Raw genomic sequence first — 16,495 nt, 5'->3', positions numbered from 1 at the left:
CCGCCGCCCGCGTGCCCACCGGGGCGAAGTCGACGCCGCAGGACATGGCCGCTCCGTCCGGCGCGGCGCGGGAGAACGGCCCGGAGACGCCGCTGTACAGCGACAAGTACCGCGCCGGGGGGTTCGCCGGGCTGGACCGGCTGACCCGGCCGGAAACGCTCGGCGCGTGCCTCACCGCGATCGGCGCGGAGCACGGCGCCACCCCGCTCACCATCGACATGATCGACTACGCCCGGTACCAGGGCGCTCCGGCGCTCGTGGTGACGTTCGCCGACGCGACCGGCGCCCGCTGGGGCTGGGCGAGCGGGCCGGAGTGCGGCGTGCCCGGGTCCGGCGCGGACACGCGCTTCCGTACGCGGGTAGGGTGAAAACGCGGTCATCACGCGTGTCCCGCCACGTGACCTGACCCACCGGATGACCGGCTCGGGAATCCCCGCTTCGTACGATGACGTTCTGCAAGTCAGGCGCCGGCGCCGCTGAGCCGTCGGCACTCGGGATCGACATCGGTGCGGCCGGTGACGAACACACACATCGGGAGACGGCAGTGGACGAGGTCCGCAACCTGATCATCATCGGCTCCGGTCCGGCCGGCTACACGGCTGCGGTCTACGCCGCACGCGCCAACCTGGAGCCGCTGGTGATCGAGGGCGTGCAGTCGGGTGGCGCGCTGATGACCACCACCGAGGTGGAGAACTTCCCCGGTTTCGCCGACGGCATCCTCGGGCCCGAGCTGATGGACAACATGCGCAAGCAGGCCGAGCGTTTCGGCGCCGAGTTCCTCACCGACGACGTGACCCGGGTCGAGCTGAAGGACACCGGCGAGATCGGCTCCGACGCGGTCAGCACCGTGTGGGTGGGCGAGACCGCGTACCGCGCCCGCGCCGTCATCCTCTCCACCGGCTCCGCCTGGCGGCCGCTCGGTGTGCCGGGCGAGCAGGAATACCTCGGCCACGGGGTGTCGTCCTGCGCCACCTGTGACGGCTTCTTCTTCCGCAACCAGCACATCGTGGTGGTCGGCGGCGGCGACTCGGCGATGGAGGAGGCCAGCTTCCTCACCCGGTTCGCCGAGTCGGTGACGATCCTCCACCGCCGCGACTCGTTCCGCGCCAGCAAGATCATGGCGGACCGGGCGCTGAGCAACGAGAAGATCAAGGTCGAGTGGAACACCGTGGTCGAGGAGATCCTCGGCGACGACGGCAAGGTCAACGGCGTACGGGTGCGCAACGTGCACACCGGCGAGAGCAAGGTGCTCGACGTCACGGGCGTGTTCGTGGCGATCGGGCACGACCCGCGCAGTGAGCTGTTCCGCGGCCAGGTGGAGCTCGACGACGAGGGGTACGTGAAGGTCGAAGCGCCGAGCACCCGTACCAGCGTGCCGGGCGTGTTCGCGGCCGGTGACGTGGTCGACCACACCTACCGGCAGGCCATCACGGCGGCCGGCACCGGCTGTGCCGCCGCGCTGGACGCCGAGCGCTTCATCGCCACCATCCAGGGCTGAGAGTTCGACGAGCAAGGTTCGGAGGAGGAGAGTTCATAGTGGGAGCAACCAAGGCGGTCACTGACGCGAGTTTCGTCAGCGACGTGCTGCAGTCCGACAAGCCGGTCCTGGTGGACTTCTGGGCGGAGTGGTGCGGCCCGTGCCGCAAGGTCTCGCCGCTGCTGGAGGAGATCGCCGGCGAGATGAAGGACCAGGTCACCATCGTCAAGCTCAACATCGACGAGAACCCGGAGACGGCGCGCGCCTACCGGGTCATGTCGGTGCCGACGCTGACGATCTTCAAGAACGGCCAGCCCGTGCAGTCGATCGCCGGCGCCAAGCCGAAGGGCGAGTTGCTCAAGCTCATCGAGTCGGCGCTCTGAGCCGTACCGGCAGCGCCGGAACCCCCGTCACCCCGCCCGGGTGACGGGGGTTCCGGCTTTCCTGACCTGCATGAACACGAACCCGCCGGGTACCGGTCACGGTACGCTCCGTAAGCATCTCGTCGGAGTTCCGGTCCTGCCAACGTCCGTGCATAGGGGGTCGTCGTGCATCCGATCCGACCCGGTGACCAGGGACCGGCGGTGGCCGAGATCCGGACCGTCCTCGTCGGCCTGGAGCTTCTTCCCGCCGAGGGCGGAGGCGACGACTACGACGCCGAGACCGAACGCGCGGTCCGGGCGTTCCAGCAGTCCCGCGGCCTCAGCGTCGACGGGCGCGTCGGCGCCGAGACCTGGCGGGCGCTGGACGCGGCCCGCTGGCGGTTCGGCGCCCGCGCGCTCTTCCACGCCGTACCCGAGCCGATCACCGGCGAGGACGTCCGCTCGCTCCAGGAACGCCTCCTGGAGATGGGGTACGACGTGGGACGCGCCGACGCCATCTACGGCATCCGCACCTCCCGCGCGGTGGCCCAGTTCCAGCGGGAGATGGGGCTGAAACCGGACGGGTCGTGCGGGCCGCACACCGTCAACGCGCTGCGCCGCCTCGGCCGCAAGGTGGTCGGCGGACGCCCGCAGTGGCTGCGCGAGTCCGACGCCATCCGGCAGGCCGGGCCGGAGCTGGTCGGGCGGACCGTGGTGATCGACCCGGGGCACGGAGGCACCGACCCGGGCGTGGTGGTGCCCGACGGCCCGCTGCACTGGACCGAGGCGGACCTCGTGCACGACCTCGCCAGCCGGCTGGAGGGGCGGCTCGCCGCGGCCGGCGTACGGGTGCAGCTGACCCGGGGCCCCGCGCCCGCGAGTTGCCTGCCCGACGCGGACCGGGCCCAGCTCGCCAATTCCCTCGGCGCCGACGTGTTCATCTCGCTGCACACCGACCACCACGCCAACCCGGCCGCCGAGGGGGTCGCCACCTACCACTACGGCACCGACAACGGCGTCACGTCGGCGACCGGCGAACGTCTGGCCGGGCTGGTGCAGCGGGAGATCGTGGCCCGCACCGGGCTGCGTGACTGCCGTACCCACGCCAAGGCGTGGGAGCTGCTCCGGCTCACCCGGATGCCCGCGGTACGCGTCGAGGTCGGCTACCTGACCTCGCCGGACGACCGGGCCCGGCTGGTCGACCCCCGGTTCCGGGACCGGGTGGCCGAGGCCATCGTCGCCGCGGTGCAGCGGATGTACCTGCCGATCGAGCGCGACGTGCCGACCGGCTCGATCGACGTGACCGAACTGCGGGCGGCACTCGCCGCCGGCACCGTCGTCGACTGATCCCCGCTCAGCTGGTCGAGCGGGTGGCCGGCGCCGGGCGGACCGGCCGCAGCAGCGTCTCCGGGCTCATCGAGCCGAGCAGCTTCTCCAGCGCGTACTCGACGTCCGACTTCCAGCTCAGCGCCGTCCGCAACTCCAACCGCAGGCGCGGGTAGCGCGGGTGCGGCCGGACCGTCTTGAATCCCACCGAGAGGAAGAAGTCGGCGGGCGCCACGCAGGCGCGGGCCGGGTCGTCCGCGTCGTCGCCGAACTTGGCGTCCCCGAACGCCTCGATCGCCTTGATGCCGCGCTTGGTCAGGTCGCGGGCCACGCCCTGGACCAGCATCCGGCCCAGGCCGCCGTCGGCGAAGGCAGGCACCACGTGCGCCGTCATCAGCAGCGCCGCGTCCGCCGAGACCGGCGAGGTGGGAAACGCCATCGAGCGCGGGACGTACGCCGGCGGCGCGTACATGACGAAGCCGGCCGGCATCCCGTCGACGTAGACGAGCTTGCCGCAGGAACCCCACTCCAGCAGCGTCTGGGAGACCCACGCCTCCTTCTCCAGGCCCGGGTCACCTGCTGCGCAGGCCCGCTCCGCGGAGACCGGATCCAGCTCCCAGTAGACGCAGCGCCGGCACGATCGAGGCAGGTCCTCCAGCGTGTCCAGGGTCAGGCTGACCAGACGTCGCGACATGAGCGCACCCCACCAATAGGCTCGGAGCGCCGGTTCCTCCCGCGCCCTCCTGCTCCCGACGAGCGATCGTACGCCCCTGTCCGGCGGTACGGGAGGGAACGCGTTAACCCCCGCCCGGACGGCCGAGTGGCGGGTCCGGGATGTGGACGTGTCCACACGGCCGGTGCCGCTACCGTCACCGGGGACTACGATCGACCAACCGGCCCTCGCCGCCAATGGATGTCGGCATCGCGGGTACCACACCGGGCGGCAGCCCCGCCGACACCCGATCGAGGTGATGTCATGACCGGCACGACGCTCGACGACTACACCGACAGGTACGCCCGGCGCGTCCGCGGGATGACCGCCTCGGAGATCCGGGCGCTCTTCGCGGTGGCCAACCGGCCGGAGGTCGTCTCGCTCGCCGGTGGGGCACCCTACATCGCGGCGCTGCCGCTCGACGCGGTCGGCGAGATGCTCGGCCGGCTCGGCTCCGAGCACGGCGCCACCACCCTCCAGTACGGCGTCGGCCAGGGCGCCCCGGAGCTGCGTGAGCGGATCTGCGAGGTGATGTCCCTCTCCGGGATCGACGCCTCGTGCGGCGCCTCCCCGGAGGACGTGGTCGTCACCGTCGGCGGCCAGCAGGCCCTCGACCTGGTGGCCCGGCTCTTCCTGGACCCGGGTGACGTGGTGCTCGCCGAGGGGCCGACGTACGTCGGCGCGCTCGGGGTGTTCCAGGCCGCCCAGGCCCAGGTGGCCCACGTGCCGATGGACGACGAAGGGCTCATCCCGGAGGCGCTGGAGGTGGCCATCGCCGACCTGGCCCGGGCCGGCCGCCGGGTGAAGTTCCTCTACACCATCCCCACCTACCAGAACCCCGCCGGCGTGACGCTGAGCGAGGAGCGGCGCGAACGGGTGCTCGACATCTGTGAGCGCGCCGGGCTGCTCGTGGTGGAGGACGACCCGTACGGTCAGCTCGGCTTTGAGGGCGAGGCGCCCCGGCCGCTGCGGGCCCGGCGGCGCGAGGGGGTCTTCTACCTGAGCACGTTCTCCAAGACGTTCGCGCCGGGCCTGCGGGTGGGCTGGATCCTGGCCCCGCACGCGGTCCGCGACAAGCTGGTCATCGCCAGTGAGGCGCAGATCCTCTGCCCGAGCGCCTACGCCCAGTCGGCCGTCTCGACGTACCTCGGCACCATGCCCTGGCGGCAGCAGCTCAAGGTCTACCGCGAGATTCTACCGCGAGCGCCGGGACGCGCTGCTCGACGCGATGGCCGACCTGATGCCGGAGGGCACCACCTGGACCAGGCGCAGGGCGGCCTGTTCGTCTGGGCGACGCTGCCCGACGGGCTCGACTCCAAGGCGATGATGCCGCGGGCAGTGGCCGCCCGCGTCGCGTACGTGCCGGGGACCGGTTTCTACGCCGACGGCACCGGCGCCGGGAACATGCGGCTGAACTTCTCCTTCCCGACGCCGGAGCGGATCCGCGAGGGTGTCCGCCGGCTGGCCGGGGTGATGGAGCAGGAGATCGCGATGCGGAAGGTCTTCGGTGCGGTCGGCGGTGCCGGACCCCGCCGACGCCAGGGCGGCTCGGACGCGCCCGGTCCCGACTTGGCATGATGCCCGCATGTCCGACAGCCCTGCCGCACCGCCTCCCGTGACCGGATCCGCCGTCGACGAGCTGCACGTGCTCGTACTCGCCGGTGGCCTCTCCTACGAGCGGGACGTCTCGCTGCGGTCGGGCCGCCGGGTGCTCGACGCGCTGCGCGCGGTCGGCGTGCAGGCGGAGCTGCGCGACGCCGACGTGGCGTTGCTGCCCGCGCTGACCGCCGACCCGCCGGACGCGGTGGTGATCGCCCTGCACGGCGCCACCGGCGAGGACGGCTCGCTGCGCGGCGTGCTCGACCTCTGGGACGTGCCCTACGTCGGCTGCGACGCCCGGTCGTCCCGGCTCGCCTGGGACAAGCCGTCGGCGAAGGCGGTGCTGCGCGAGGCGGGCATCCCGACGCCCGACTGGGTGGCGTTGCCGCACGACCGTTTCTCCGAGCTGGGCGCGGTCGCCGTCCTGGACCGGATCGTCGACCGGCTCGGGCTGCCGCTGATGGTCAAACCGGCGCAGGGCGGCTCCGGACTGGGCGCCGCCGTGGTCCGGGAGGCGGCGTCGCTGCCGGCCGCCATGGTGGGTTGTTTCGCGTACGACCAGACCGCACTCGTGGAGCGCTACGTGCCCGGAATGGACGTGGCGGTCTCCGTGCTCGACCTCGGCAAGGGCCCGCAGGCCCTGCCCCCGGTCGAGATCGTGCCGCGCAACGGCGTCTACGACTACGCGGCCCGCTACACCGCCGGCCGTACCACCTGGCACGCGCCCGCCCGGCTCGACGCCGCGACGACAGCCCGGGTGACCGAGGTGGCGCTCGCCGCGCACACCGCGCTCGGCCTGCGCGACGTTTCCCGGGTCGACCTGATCGTCGACGCCGGCGGTGACCCGCACGTGCTGGAGGTGAACGTCTCCCCGGGCATGACCGAGACGTCGCTGCTGCCGCTGGCGATCCAGGCGGCCGGGCTGGACTTCGGCCGGGTGCTCGGCACGCTCGTGACCCGGGCCGCCGCCCGCCGCTGAGGTCAGCCCTCCCGGGTACGCCCCGCCCGCGGCTGGTCGTCCTCGACCACGTCCTCGGCCTCGCCCGCAGTCGGGGCGTCCCCGGTCTCCTGCTCCTCGGCCGCCTCGGATCCGTCCTCCGGCTCCGGGTCGTCGACCGACGGGCCCGCGGAGGGGTCTGAGACGCCCCCTGCCGCCTCGGACTCCGGGATCTCGTCCGCAGCCTCGATCACTGATGCGGGCTCGTCCTCGGGCTCCTCAGCGGCGTCCGCAGCCGAGGCCGGGGCAAAGCTCGACGGGGCCTGCCACTGGATGCGCGGCGGCTCGGCGAGCGGCCGGCCACCGAACTCGGCGAGCCACGCGGCCACCAGGGCCAGATTCTCCCGCCACTTGTCCTCGGAGATGGGGGGCAGGATCGAGTCCCACAGCGACAGGAACGTGCCGCGCAGTTGCAGCCGCCCGTACGGCCGGGCCAGGAACCACAGGTGCAGGTGCGCGGAACCGTCGCCCCAACGATTCACGTGGACCCGGGCGACGCCGTCGAGCGACCGGACGGCCCGCTCCAGGCGCACGGTCATCACGCCCAGCTCGGCGGCGAGCAGATTCGGCAGGTCGCCCAGATCCAGGTGGGACCGGGACTCCAGGATCAGGACCATCGGCAGACCGGTGGGCCGGTCCATGGCACGGACCCGCCACCGCTCACCGACCCAGATGTACGCCTCGTCGGGCGCATTGCAGGCGGTGCACTCCCGGTCCGCCTCGCCGCGGCGGGGAGGTTCGAACGGTACGGGCTCGTCGAGCTGCTTGACGCGGAGATCGCCCTCGAAGGGAAAGGACGGCCACTGGGTGAAGTCTGGAACTGAGGGAGGGGTGTCCGGCACGACGCTGACCCTAACCGAGTTGGCGACGCCTGTCCCTACCCGTTCCACTGGCCGCGCACAGGTTGTCCACCACGTTGTCCACAGGGTGCCGAGATCACCAGTACGGTGCGTCATCCACTGCTCAGCAAGGGTTTCCGCGCTTCGTTTCACGTGAAACGAGACGAGCCTGTGGACAACTGCTGTGGATAACTGGAGGGCGTGTGGATCCGTTCTTCCAACGATCGGGCGCGCGATCCGTACCGGGTTCGGGAAGGGCTTCTTGCGGTCGGTTTCACGTGAAACGACGGCGGTCGGATCGTCCGTGGTTCCACGCCGGTCCTCGGTGCGCCGGAGTGCTGGGTCCTACGTCAGCCCGGCGCGGGGGTTCGCTGGGCCGGGGTTCTCGATGGCCGGCTGATCCACTGTGACTCTCGACCGGTCCGCCGCCCCGCCGAGTCGACCAACCGGTCTGCGACATGAGGGCACAGCCCGGCCGGACACCCCGTCGAGTGCCATGCAGCCGGGACGGCGGCGTCCGCCAGGCCGGCCCACGAAGCGGCACCCGAGCCACCTCGGCTCAGCGGCGCACCGCGGCTCACCCCGAGCCACCGCGGCCAGCCGGGTCACCGGGGCTCCTGCCGTTCCCGGCCGCCCCGCCGCTTTGGCTGCCCCGGCCGGACGGCCCGCTCCGGCCCGCTCCGGTCGCTCGGTCGCTCCGGTCGCTCGGTCGCTCCGGTCGCTCGGTCGCTCGGTCGCTCGGTCGCTCGGTCGAGCATTCTCGCGCCCGCTTCGAACCTGCGAGAAATCAGCGGCTAGCGACAACTCATCCGGCTCCTGTGCGGGTGGTCTGGAGGCGTTGCTGACAGGGTGGTCATCGGCCGGGGCGACGGGGACATCTTGGGAAACGCGCGCCCCCAGACGGAACCACTTCGGTCCGGGCTCGCCAACGCCAGCCGCCCCGGGGTGCGGTGGAACACCATGGGTGTCTCCGAGGCGTTTTGACACCCATGGTGTTCCACTCGGTCCAGCTGCCGCTCTGGCGGGATGGCAGCGCGCGGGGCGGTGAGTGTCGGGGCGGTGAGTGCGCAGCGGCGGCGGCTGCACCGACGGCCACCGGCGCGGGGCATCGGCGAGACGGCCGCATCGGCGACGCGATGTCAGCATCGACGCGATGGACGCGCGTCATCGTTTGGCCGGGTGGCCAGTAGCGGCCGGCATGGAACTGGGCCGCCCGAAGGGCGGGCCACGGTAGCCAAAGGCGACGAGCCCAGGTCTACAACCCACGTGGTTGCCCTTTGCCCACGCCCGAGCGGAGGTTCACGTTCGGCAGCGGCCGCCGCTTCGTGGGCAGTTCGATGTACAACTTCGACCAGTAGCGTCGCGCGCCGCATCGGCGGGGCGGCGGGAGTGCTCAGCGGCCTCACGCGGGCCTACACCAGCTCGTCGACCTCTGCCGCGTCGAGGCGACGCCGCCCGGTCAGGTACTCCAGCCGCCGCCATTCGGCGTTGAGTTCGGCACCCCAACTCGGGGCAGAAGCGAACCAGCCGCCCAGGTTCCGCCAGTCGCCTTAGCCACCCGGCCTATCCCGCCGCCGCGCGACCGCGTCGCCTCGGCACATCGCCACCGCGCTACCACCGCTACCCCCGCCACCCGCATTACGGCGCCACCGCGCCACGACGCCACCGCGTCACCCGCGCCACGACGCCACCGCGTCACCCGCGCCCCCTCGCCACGCGCCACCGCGCCACCGCGCCACCGCGCACCGGGCACCAGGCACCGGGCACCGGGCACCGGGCACCGGCATTCTCGTTTCACGTGAAACCAGCGGGAAGGACGCCGAGCCGGCCACGCCCTCGCGCGGGCAGCAGCAGACGGTTCGCAACCGAAACCGCGTCCTGGAGAAAGAGAACCGGCCGCACCCCCTCGCGGGCGATGCGGCCGGCCGGACAACCTCTGACGGCTACGCCTCGGGCTGCTCCTCACCGTCCATGCCGATGATCCCGACGATCCGCTCCAGGTCGTCAACGGTGGCGAACTCGATCGTGATCTTGCCTTTGCTCCGGCCGATGTCGACCTTCACCCGGGTGTCGAACCGGTCGGAGAGCCGGTCCGCGAGATCGGTGAGCGCCGGGGCGTGCGGCTTCGGCCGGCGCTTCGCGGCAGCCGTCTTCGCCGGCTCCTCGGCGAGCGCCAGGTGAACCAGTTCCTCGGCACCGCGTACGGAGATGCCCTCGGCGACGATCCGCTTGGCGAGCTGCTCCTGCGCCTCGGCGTCGTCGAGGCTGAGCAGTGCCCGGGCGTGACCGGCGGAGAGCACTCCGGCGGCGACCCGGCGCTGCACAGCGGCCGGCAGGTTCATCAGCCGGATGGTGTTGGAGATCTGCGGGCGGCTGCGGCCGATCCGCCGGGCCAGCTCCTCGTGGGTGGCGCCGAACTCCTCCAGCAGTTGCTGGTAGGCCGCCGCTTCTTCCAGCGGGTTCAGGTTGGCGCGGTGGATGTTCTCCAGCAGCGCGTCCCGGAGCATCGCGTCGTCCTTGGTGTCCCGGACGATCGCGGGGATGGTCTCCCGGCCGACCGCCTGGGCGGCGCGCCAGCGCCGCTCACCCATGACGAGTTCGTACTTCTCGGTGTCGAGCTGGCGGACCACGATCGGCTGGAGGAAGCCGACCTCCTGGATCGAGGTCTTCAGCTCCTCCAGCGCCTCCTCGTCGAAGACGTGCCGGGGCTGCTTCGGGTTCGGCACGATGGCGTCGACCGGGATCTCGGCGAAGCGTGCGCCGGGCACCGGGCTCAGGTGCGACTCGGGCTCGACGGCCGGCGACGGGGTGCTTCCGACACCGCCGGTGATGGCAGTGGTCGCGCCCGCGACCGGAGCCGAGGGCGACGCGGCAACTGCCGACGACTCCGGTTCGGTGGCCGCCGGTTCGGCGCCCGGTACCGGTCCGGTGGGGATGAGGGCGCCGAGCCCTCGGCCCAGTCCGCCGCGGGGACGGTTCTTCATGCGACGCCTCCCAGCGACATCTCCGCACTACGCATTCCGGCTCACCGGCTCCTTGACGCCTCGTTCCGCGATCTCCTGGGCGGCCTCGAAGTAACTCGTGGCTCCCCGCGAACCGGGATCGTAGGTCATCACCGACTGGCCGTAGCTCGGTGCCTCGGAGACACGCACGTTGCGCGGGATGACGGCCTGGAGCACCTTGTCGCCGAAGTGGTTCCGGACGTCCTGCTCCACCGCGTCCGCGAGCCGGGTGCGCCTGTCGTACATGGTGAGCAGGATGGTGGAGACCTCGAGCTTCGGGTTGAGGTGCTGGCGCACCAGGTTGATGTTGTTGATCAACTGGTTGAGCCCTTCCAGCGCGTAGTACTCGCACTGGATCGGGATCAGCACCTCCTGCGCGGCGACGAGCGCGTTGACGGTCAGCAGGCCGAGCGACGGGGGGCAGTCTATGAAGACGTAGTCGAAGTGCCCCGGGTACGCGGCGATCGCCCGCGCCAGGCGCGACTCCCGGGCCACCACGGAGACCAGTTCGATCTCGGCGCCCGCCAGGTCGATCGTGGCCGGTACGCACCACAGGTTGGGGATGCCCTCGACGGCCTGCGCCACCTCTTCGAGCGGCACGCTGTCGATCAGGCAGTCGTAGACGTCGGGCACGCCGGTGTGGTGCGGGACGTTCAGACCGGTGGAGGCGTTGCCCTGGGGATCAAGGTCGACCACGAGCACCCGGTTGCCGTGCAGCGCGAGCGCCACGGCCAGGTTCACGGTGGTGGTCGTCTTACCCACGCCGCCCTTCTGGTTGGCGACGCACATCACCCGGGTCCGGTCCGGGCGGGGCATGGTGACCTCGCCACTGGGATTCAGGATCTGCACGGCGCGCATCGCCTCCATAGCCAACGGTGGATCATCCTCTTCGCGCGTCGGGGTTTCACGTGAAACGTACGTGCTGGCGTCTACCTCATCGCCGTACCCGCTCGCCTGTGGCGTGTCGGACGGCATCACGGTGACCTCGGGAGCGGCCTGGTGCGGCACGGCCGAGACGGGCGGCTGGGGTTCGAAGCGAGCGGGCACCGCGACGTTCGCCCGCACCGCGGCCGGTCGCGGCGTCGGCGCGTTCGCCGGGCCGTCTGCCGGGTCGAGCGGGTCACGGGCCGGCGGGACGTTCGCCGGCGCCGACGAGACGGGCCGTACGGAACCGGCGGGCGGCGTGTCCCGCCGCTGCGGCGGCGGCTCGGCCGGCGGGTAAGAGGCGGACGGATCGCGGGGCTCGTTCACCGTCCACTCCCGGTAGTTGGTTTCACGTGAAACGGGGCCGGGGGATTTCCCTCCGGGCCCGGTCAACCGTGGATCGTCGTACCTGCCGTCGTCATGCACCTGTCATCCCTACCCGCTCCGGATGGTCAGTCCGCACCCGTCGAATCGAATACCGGGCCCTCGCCCGGCGTGGTCGGCTCGGCGGGAACCATCGGGTTCGGGTGCCGCCCGGCACCGCCGTTCCACACTATCGACGCGCGGTCAGCCTACGGCCGACGGGCGCGGTGGGTCCATGTCGGGTTGTGATCGATCGCGTCACGCCCACCCGGTCCAACGACCGGGTGGGCGTCCGGACAGCCGTTTCGGTCAGCGGTCGCCACGACGGCGGCCGCCACGCGACCGCTTCGGCTTCTTGGCCCGGCGCGGGTTCACCACGCGCTCGCGGACCACCTCGATCACGGTCGCCGGGGACTCGACCACCCCGTCGCCGCAACGGTGCAACTCCGGCGTGCCGCCACCGAGGCGTACCACCGCTTCGGTGTGCTCGGCGATCTCCTCGGCGGCCGAGGCTCCCTTGAGTGCCACCAGGCGGCCGCCGGAGACCAGCAGCGGCAGGCACCAGCCGGCGAGCCGGTCCAGCGGCGCCACCGCGCGGGCGGTCACGATGTCGGCGGAGAGCGGCTCCCGGTCTCGCGACCCGGCCGCTGCCTCCTCGGCCCGTCCGCGGAAGACGCGGACGTCGCGGGTCAGGCCGAGGCGTTGCACCGCCTCGATCAGGAAGGAGGTACGCCGCGCGAGCGGCTCCACGAGCGTCACTGTGAGATCGGGACGCGCGATCGCCAGCACCAGGCCGGGCAGTCCGGCGCCGGAGCCGACGTCGATCACGCTCGCCCCCTCCGGGATCCGCTCGGCCACCACCGCGCAGTTGAGCAGGTGCCGGTCCCAGAGCCGCGGCGTCTCGCGGGGGCCGATCAGACCGCGCACGACGCCGTCGGTGGCAAGCAGTTCCGCGTACGCGGCGGCGAGGTCGAGCCGATCGCCGAAGAGCGCGCGGGCCGCCTCCGCCAGTTCCGGCGGCAGCGTCGCGGACGCCGGGTCGGGGACGGCCGTCGGCTCCGCACCGTCCACAGGGGATGGCATGTCCTCCGCCGGCTCCGCGAACACCGGGTCGGCCGCCGCAGCCGCGGCCACCGGTGCCACGTCCGCCGCCGGCTCACCGGAGAAGGCGGGCATCACGTCCATCGCCGGGTCGGCGGGCTCGACCCCGGTCACCACCGCCGGCTCGGCCGAGAAGGCGGGCTCGCCGGGGTCGGTCGCGGCCCTTTCCGGGTACGACGGGTCGGCCGGGCCGTCGTCGTCGGAGAAGACCGGGTCGACTGTGGGATCGGGGCGCACAGCCGACGGCCCGGGCGGCGTACCACCCGGGCCGGCCACGGCGCCTGCCGTCGTCTCGTCGGAGATCACGGACCTCAGTCCGTCACCGGACGGACGACGATGCGGCGGTTGGGCTCGACGCCCTCGGACTCGCTCTCCACGCCGCTCATCGCGTTCACCACGTCGTGCACGCACTTGCGCTCGAACGCGGACATCGGCTCCAGGCGCACCGGCTCACCGTGCTCCTTGACCTTCTCGACCGCGTTCTTCGCCACGGCGGCCAGTTCCTTGCGCCGGGCGGCCCGGTAACCGCCGACGTCCAGCAGCAGGCGGCTCGGCGTGCCGGTCTGGCGGAACACGGCCAGCCGGGCCAGTTCCTGGAGCGCCTCCAGGGTCGCGCCGCGCTGGCCGACCAGGTTCTGCAGCCGTCCGCCGACCACTTCGACTACCGGACGGCCGCCGGAGACCAGCTCGTCGATGTCGCCGTCGTAGTCGAGGATGTCCAGCAGACCCTCGACGTAGTCGGCGGCGATCTCACTCTGCCGGAACAGGTCGCTGTCGGCCGGGGCCTTCTTCTCCCGGGCCTCGCCCGAGGCGTCCTCGGTCTCGGTGGCGGCGGTAACGGGGGTCTCCTCGTCCAGGGACTGGTCGGCGCTGGGGATGCTGGTCTCGGTCACGGGTCTCATCTCCGTACTCGCTCGGCCGGACCGTTCGGGGGTCCGCTGGTCTCCCGGGGCCGGCGGGAGGTTCGCCGGTTGCCCTCGGGCACGTCTGTACGGGCCAGTTTCGCCCGCGGCCGCGCGTCGCGCGGCGATTCCGGCCCGGCGCCGACTCCTCGGATGGCAGCACGTGACCGGAACGGGCCACCGCCGGTGTCGCGGCGGTGGCCCGGTGGAACTCAGCCCTGTCGCTTGGCGGGCCGGCTGCCGCCCTTCTTCGGGTTGACCGGCTTGGCGCCCGGCTTCGGTCCAGCCACCTTCGGCGCCGCGGCCGGGGCCTTCGCCGCCGGCTGGGCCGCCTTGCGGCCGAACAGACCACCGGTCTTGGCCGGCTGCACCGGGCCCTTGCCGCCGGTGTTCTTGGCGGCGGTGGTGCTCTTCGCGGTGGGCGGCGGCGGGAACTTCCGCAGCACCCACTGCTGCTGGCCGAGCGTGAAGAGGTTGTTGGTGACCCAGTAGATGATCACACCGATCGGGAAGATCGCGCCCGAGATCAGCAGCGACAGCGGGATGCCGTAGAGCATCAGGCGCTGCACCATGCGCTGCTGCGGGTCCTCGGCCCAGCCGGTCTTGAGGATCATCTGACGGCTGGTCAGGTAGGTGGTGGCGATCATGATGATCACCAGGATGCCGGCGACGACCTTGACGGTGCCGGTGTTCGCGCCCAGCCGGCTGAGCTCCTCGGCGGTGGAGCCGAACTTGCCGGAGATCGGCGCGGTGAAGAGCGTCGCGTTCGAGGCGCTGTTGAACTGGTCGACAGTCCAGCCGTACAGGGTCTTGCCCTGGTTGTCCGGGCTGAGGCGGCGCAGCGTGTGGAACAGGCCCAGGAAGACCGGGATCTGGAGGAACATCGGAAGGCAGCCCATGAGCGGGTTGGCCTTTTCCTTCCGGTAGAGCTCCATCATCTCTTTCTGGAGCGTCTCCCGGTCACCCTTGTGCTTCTCCTGGAGCTCCTTCACCTTCGGCTGGAGCGCCTGCATGGCACGCTGCGACTTGATCTGCTTGACGAAGACCGGGAACAGGATCACCCGGACCGTCACCACCAGGAAGATGATGGCGAGGATCCAGGCCCAGTTCGTACCGATCACGGCCCCGACCGGAACTCCGATGGCGTCCCAGGCCGAGTGCCAGGTCAGCAGGATCCACGAGATCGCGTAGTAGATCCAGTCGAGACTAAACACTCAGGCTCCAGTCACGTCGGCACGGCGGCGGTCGCCCGGCTCCGGAACCGGGTCGTGTCCACCTGGGTGGAAGGGATGGCAGCGCGACAGCCGACGGACCGTCAGCCAGGCGCCCCGCAGCGCACCGTGCCGGGACACCGCCTCCACGGCGTAGGCACTGCACGACGGGTAGAACCGGCAGCGGGCCGGCAGAGCCGGACTTATCCACCGACGGTACGCGATGATAGGCGCCAGCAGCATGCGGGCACCGCTTGTGGGCGACGGAGTCGCGGTCGGGCCGGTCACCGCGACCGCCGTCCCCGGGGGGAGCGCGCGGCGGCGAGAGCGGCGTCGAGGTCGGCCCCGAGCCGGGTGTACGTCGCGTCGGCGGCTGCCGGCAGCGCGCGTACCACGAGGGTCGTGCCGGCGGGCAGCTCGGCCAGCCGCTCGCGGACCAGGTGCCGGAGCCGGCGGCGGACCTTGTTCCGGACCACCGCGCCGCCGACGGCCTTGGACACGACGAAGCCGGCGCGGCTCGGTGCGGAGGTCTCCGCACCGCTGGTCCGCGCCGGCTCCGGCGAAGGTGTCGCGGTGGTGCCGATCGGCTCGGGGATGGTCAGGTGGACCACGACGGCGCCACGGCCGACGCGTCGGCCACCGCGAACCGCTGCGGCGAAGTCGCTACTGCGCCGCAGTCGTTGCGCGGCGGCCAGCACGACTGCCCACGTCCCCGGACCGGACCTGTCGGCCTCAGGCCGACAGGCGGGCGCGGCCCTTGGAACGACGGGTAGCGATGATGGCGCGGCCGGCACGGGTGCGCATGCGCAGCCGGAAGCCGTGGGTCTTCGCGCGCCGGCGGTTGTTCGGCTGGTAGGTGCGCTTGCTCACGTCAGGCTCTCCGTTGTCGTACGCCCCCGCGCGGCGGATCGCCCGGGGTCGTGTGCTGGTCCAGGCCACCTTGTCGGTGACCTCCGATCGGCGCTGCCGTGACGCGCTCCCCGGCGATGCGAGGTGACAGCCACGGACAGCAAGCATCAATCACCCTAGCAGAGGGCGAGAGAGCAGCCGCTCCAGCCTACGCAGGGGCGCAATGACCGTCAAACGTCACACTCGGGCGTCCGACCTGCGTCGGAACGACGACCGAAGGGGCGGTTTTCACTGATGTTGCCAACGTCGTCAGGGTGTCGCCGGTTGATGGCGTGGGGTCCGCGCTGTTAGCGTGCCCGATTGCGGTCGGCGTCGGGGGTCCGGGGTTTGTCGCCGATCGGCAAGACCGGACACGCTGTTGAATCGTTCGGCACGGTGAACCCGCTTCAGCGCCTCCGTGGATCGAGGGGGGCAGGTCCGACCCGCGTCCGGTGGGCGGTCACAATCGGTCGGTACACAGGCTGTGGATAACTTGTGGATGACGACCGGTCAGCCGTCCGGGCGGGCGTGAGGAGCAGGCGAGGGGGTGGCACGACGGTGACCGGAGCGACCGACCTGGCCGCGGTGTGGACGGCGACCACCGACGAACTCGCCGACGAGATCATCTCCGCGCAGCAACGGGCGTACCTCCGGCTCACCCGGCTGCGGGCGATCGTCGAGGACACCGCGTTGCTCTCGGTGCCGGACGCCTTCACCCGCGACGTGATCGAGTCACGGCTCCGCCCGGCCATCACCGAGGCGCTGAGCCGCCGGCTCGGACGGCCGATACAG

At 71.8% G+C, this 16,495-nt stretch carries 16 protein-coding genes and 1 pseudogene; 7 read left to right on the top strand and 10 right to left on the bottom strand.

What is annotated here, in order from left to right; all coding sequences use genetic code 11:
* From MCBG_RS20175 to MCBG_RS20160, 4 genes and pseudogenes are all read left to right on the top strand, one after another.
* Window positions 1–368 (top strand): annotated as a pseudogene (locus MCBG_RS20175) (hypothetical protein); the annotation flags it as partial.
* Window positions 369–544: 176 nt separating this feature from the next.
* On the top strand, window positions 545–1,498 hold the full coding sequence (trxB, locus tag MCBG_RS20170; RefSeq protein WP_043330804.1) for a thioredoxin-disulfide reductase: 954 nt from the start codon (window positions 545–547) through the stop codon (window positions 1,496–1,498).
* A gap of 38 nt (window positions 1,499–1,536) precedes the next feature.
* On the top strand, window positions 1,537–1,860 hold the full coding sequence (trxA, locus tag MCBG_RS20165; RefSeq protein ID WP_030499495.1) for a thioredoxin: 324 nt from the start codon (window positions 1,537–1,539) through the stop codon (window positions 1,858–1,860).
* Window positions 1,861–2,025: 165 nt separating this feature from the next.
* Window positions 2,026–3,186 carry an N-acetylmuramoyl-L-alanine amidase gene (locus MCBG_RS20160; RefSeq protein ID WP_043327688.1) on the top strand — a complete coding sequence of 387 codons (1,161 nt, stop codon included), beginning with the start codon at window positions 2,026–2,028 and terminating at the stop codon, window positions 3,184–3,186.
* Window positions 3,187–3,193: 7 nt separating this feature from the next.
* Here the strand turns inward: MCBG_RS20160 and MCBG_RS20155 are convergent, their stop codons facing one another.
* Window positions 3,194–3,859: a hypothetical protein gene (locus tag MCBG_RS20155; RefSeq protein WP_043327687.1), complete on the bottom strand. Its 666-nt coding sequence runs from the start codon at window positions 3,857–3,859 to the stop codon at window positions 3,194–3,196.
* A 282-nt stretch (window positions 3,860–4,141) separates the two neighbouring features.
* On the opposite strand from MCBG_RS20155, the gene MCBG_RS20150 reads away from it, so the two are divergent.
* Together MCBG_RS20150 and MCBG_RS20145 are read left to right on the top strand one after the other, a co-directional pair.
* A complete protein-coding gene (locus tag MCBG_RS20150; protein ID WP_198033309.1) occupies window positions 4,142–5,455 on the top strand; it encodes an aminotransferase-like domain-containing protein in 1,314 nt (437 codons plus the stop codon).
* A gap of 7 nt (window positions 5,456–5,462) precedes the next feature.
* Window positions 5,463–6,455 (top strand): D-alanine--D-alanine ligase family protein, encoded by a 993-nt coding sequence (locus MCBG_RS20145; protein ID WP_043327686.1) that lies wholly within the window; start codon window positions 5,463–5,465, stop codon window positions 6,453–6,455.
* 2 nt (window positions 6,456–6,457) lie between these two features.
* On the opposite strand, the gene MCBG_RS20140 is transcribed toward MCBG_RS20145, so the two are convergent.
* From MCBG_RS20140 to rpmH, 9 genes are all read right to left on the bottom strand, one after another.
* Entirely contained in the window at window positions 6,458–7,315 is an 858-nt protein-coding gene (locus MCBG_RS20140) for a hypothetical protein (protein ID WP_043327685.1), read from the bottom strand.
* Window positions 7,316–9,255: 1,940 nt separating this feature from the next.
* Entirely contained in the window at window positions 9,256–10,296 is a 1,041-nt protein-coding gene (locus MCBG_RS20135; RefSeq protein ID WP_043327684.1) for a ParB/RepB/Spo0J family partition protein, read from the bottom strand.
* Window positions 10,297–10,323: 27 nt separating this feature from the next.
* Window positions 10,324–11,664 (bottom strand): AAA family ATPase, encoded by a 1,341-nt coding sequence (locus tag MCBG_RS34945; protein ID WP_084789577.1) that lies wholly within the window; start codon window positions 11,662–11,664, stop codon window positions 10,324–10,326.
* A gap of 246 nt (window positions 11,665–11,910) precedes the next feature.
* On the bottom strand, window positions 11,911–12,684 hold the full coding sequence (gene rsmG / locus MCBG_RS20120; protein ID WP_181373746.1) for a 16S rRNA (guanine(527)-N(7))-methyltransferase RsmG: 774 nt from the start codon (window positions 12,682–12,684) through the stop codon (window positions 11,911–11,913).
* Window positions 12,685–13,013: 329 nt separating this feature from the next.
* A complete protein-coding gene (locus MCBG_RS20115) occupies window positions 13,014–13,604 on the bottom strand; it encodes a Jag family protein (RefSeq protein WP_030499504.1) in 591 nt (196 codons plus the stop codon).
* A gap of 212 nt (window positions 13,605–13,816) precedes the next feature.
* The gene (gene yidC / locus MCBG_RS20110) at window positions 13,817–14,818 is read right to left on the bottom strand and encodes a membrane protein insertase YidC (RefSeq protein ID WP_043327681.1); all 1,002 of its coding nucleotides are present in this window, start codon (window positions 14,816–14,818) and stop codon (window positions 13,817–13,819) included.
* Window positions 14,819–15,058, bottom strand: a complete 240-nt coding sequence (yidD, locus tag MCBG_RS31920) for a membrane protein insertion efficiency factor YidD (protein WP_091567651.1) — start codon at window positions 15,056–15,058, stop codon at window positions 14,819–14,821.
* A gap of 41 nt (window positions 15,059–15,099) precedes the next feature.
* Window positions 15,100–15,513 carry a ribonuclease P protein component gene (gene rnpA, locus MCBG_RS20105; RefSeq protein WP_043327680.1) on the bottom strand — a complete coding sequence of 138 codons (414 nt, stop codon included), beginning with the start codon at window positions 15,511–15,513 and terminating at the stop codon, window positions 15,100–15,102.
* A 34-nt stretch (window positions 15,514–15,547) separates the two neighbouring features.
* The gene (gene rpmH / locus MCBG_RS20100; protein WP_018788530.1) at window positions 15,548–15,685 is read right to left on the bottom strand and encodes a 50S ribosomal protein L34; all 138 of its coding nucleotides are present in this window, start codon (window positions 15,683–15,685) and stop codon (window positions 15,548–15,550) included.
* Window positions 15,686–16,261: 576 nt separating this feature from the next.
* On the opposite strand from rpmH, the gene MCBG_RS20095 reads away from it, so the two are divergent.
* On the top strand, window positions 16,262–16,495 hold a 234-nt coding region (locus MCBG_RS20095), incomplete at its 3' end, for a DnaA N-terminal domain-containing protein (RefSeq protein ID WP_043327679.1).

The organism is Micromonospora sp. M42 (assembly GCF_000568915.1).
Taxonomy (GTDB): Bacteria; Actinomycetota; Actinomycetes; order Mycobacteriales; family Micromonosporaceae; genus Micromonospora; species Micromonospora chalcea.
Note: the sequence above shows the minus strand (reverse complement) of the source record. Positions and strands in the feature narration are given on the sequence as shown.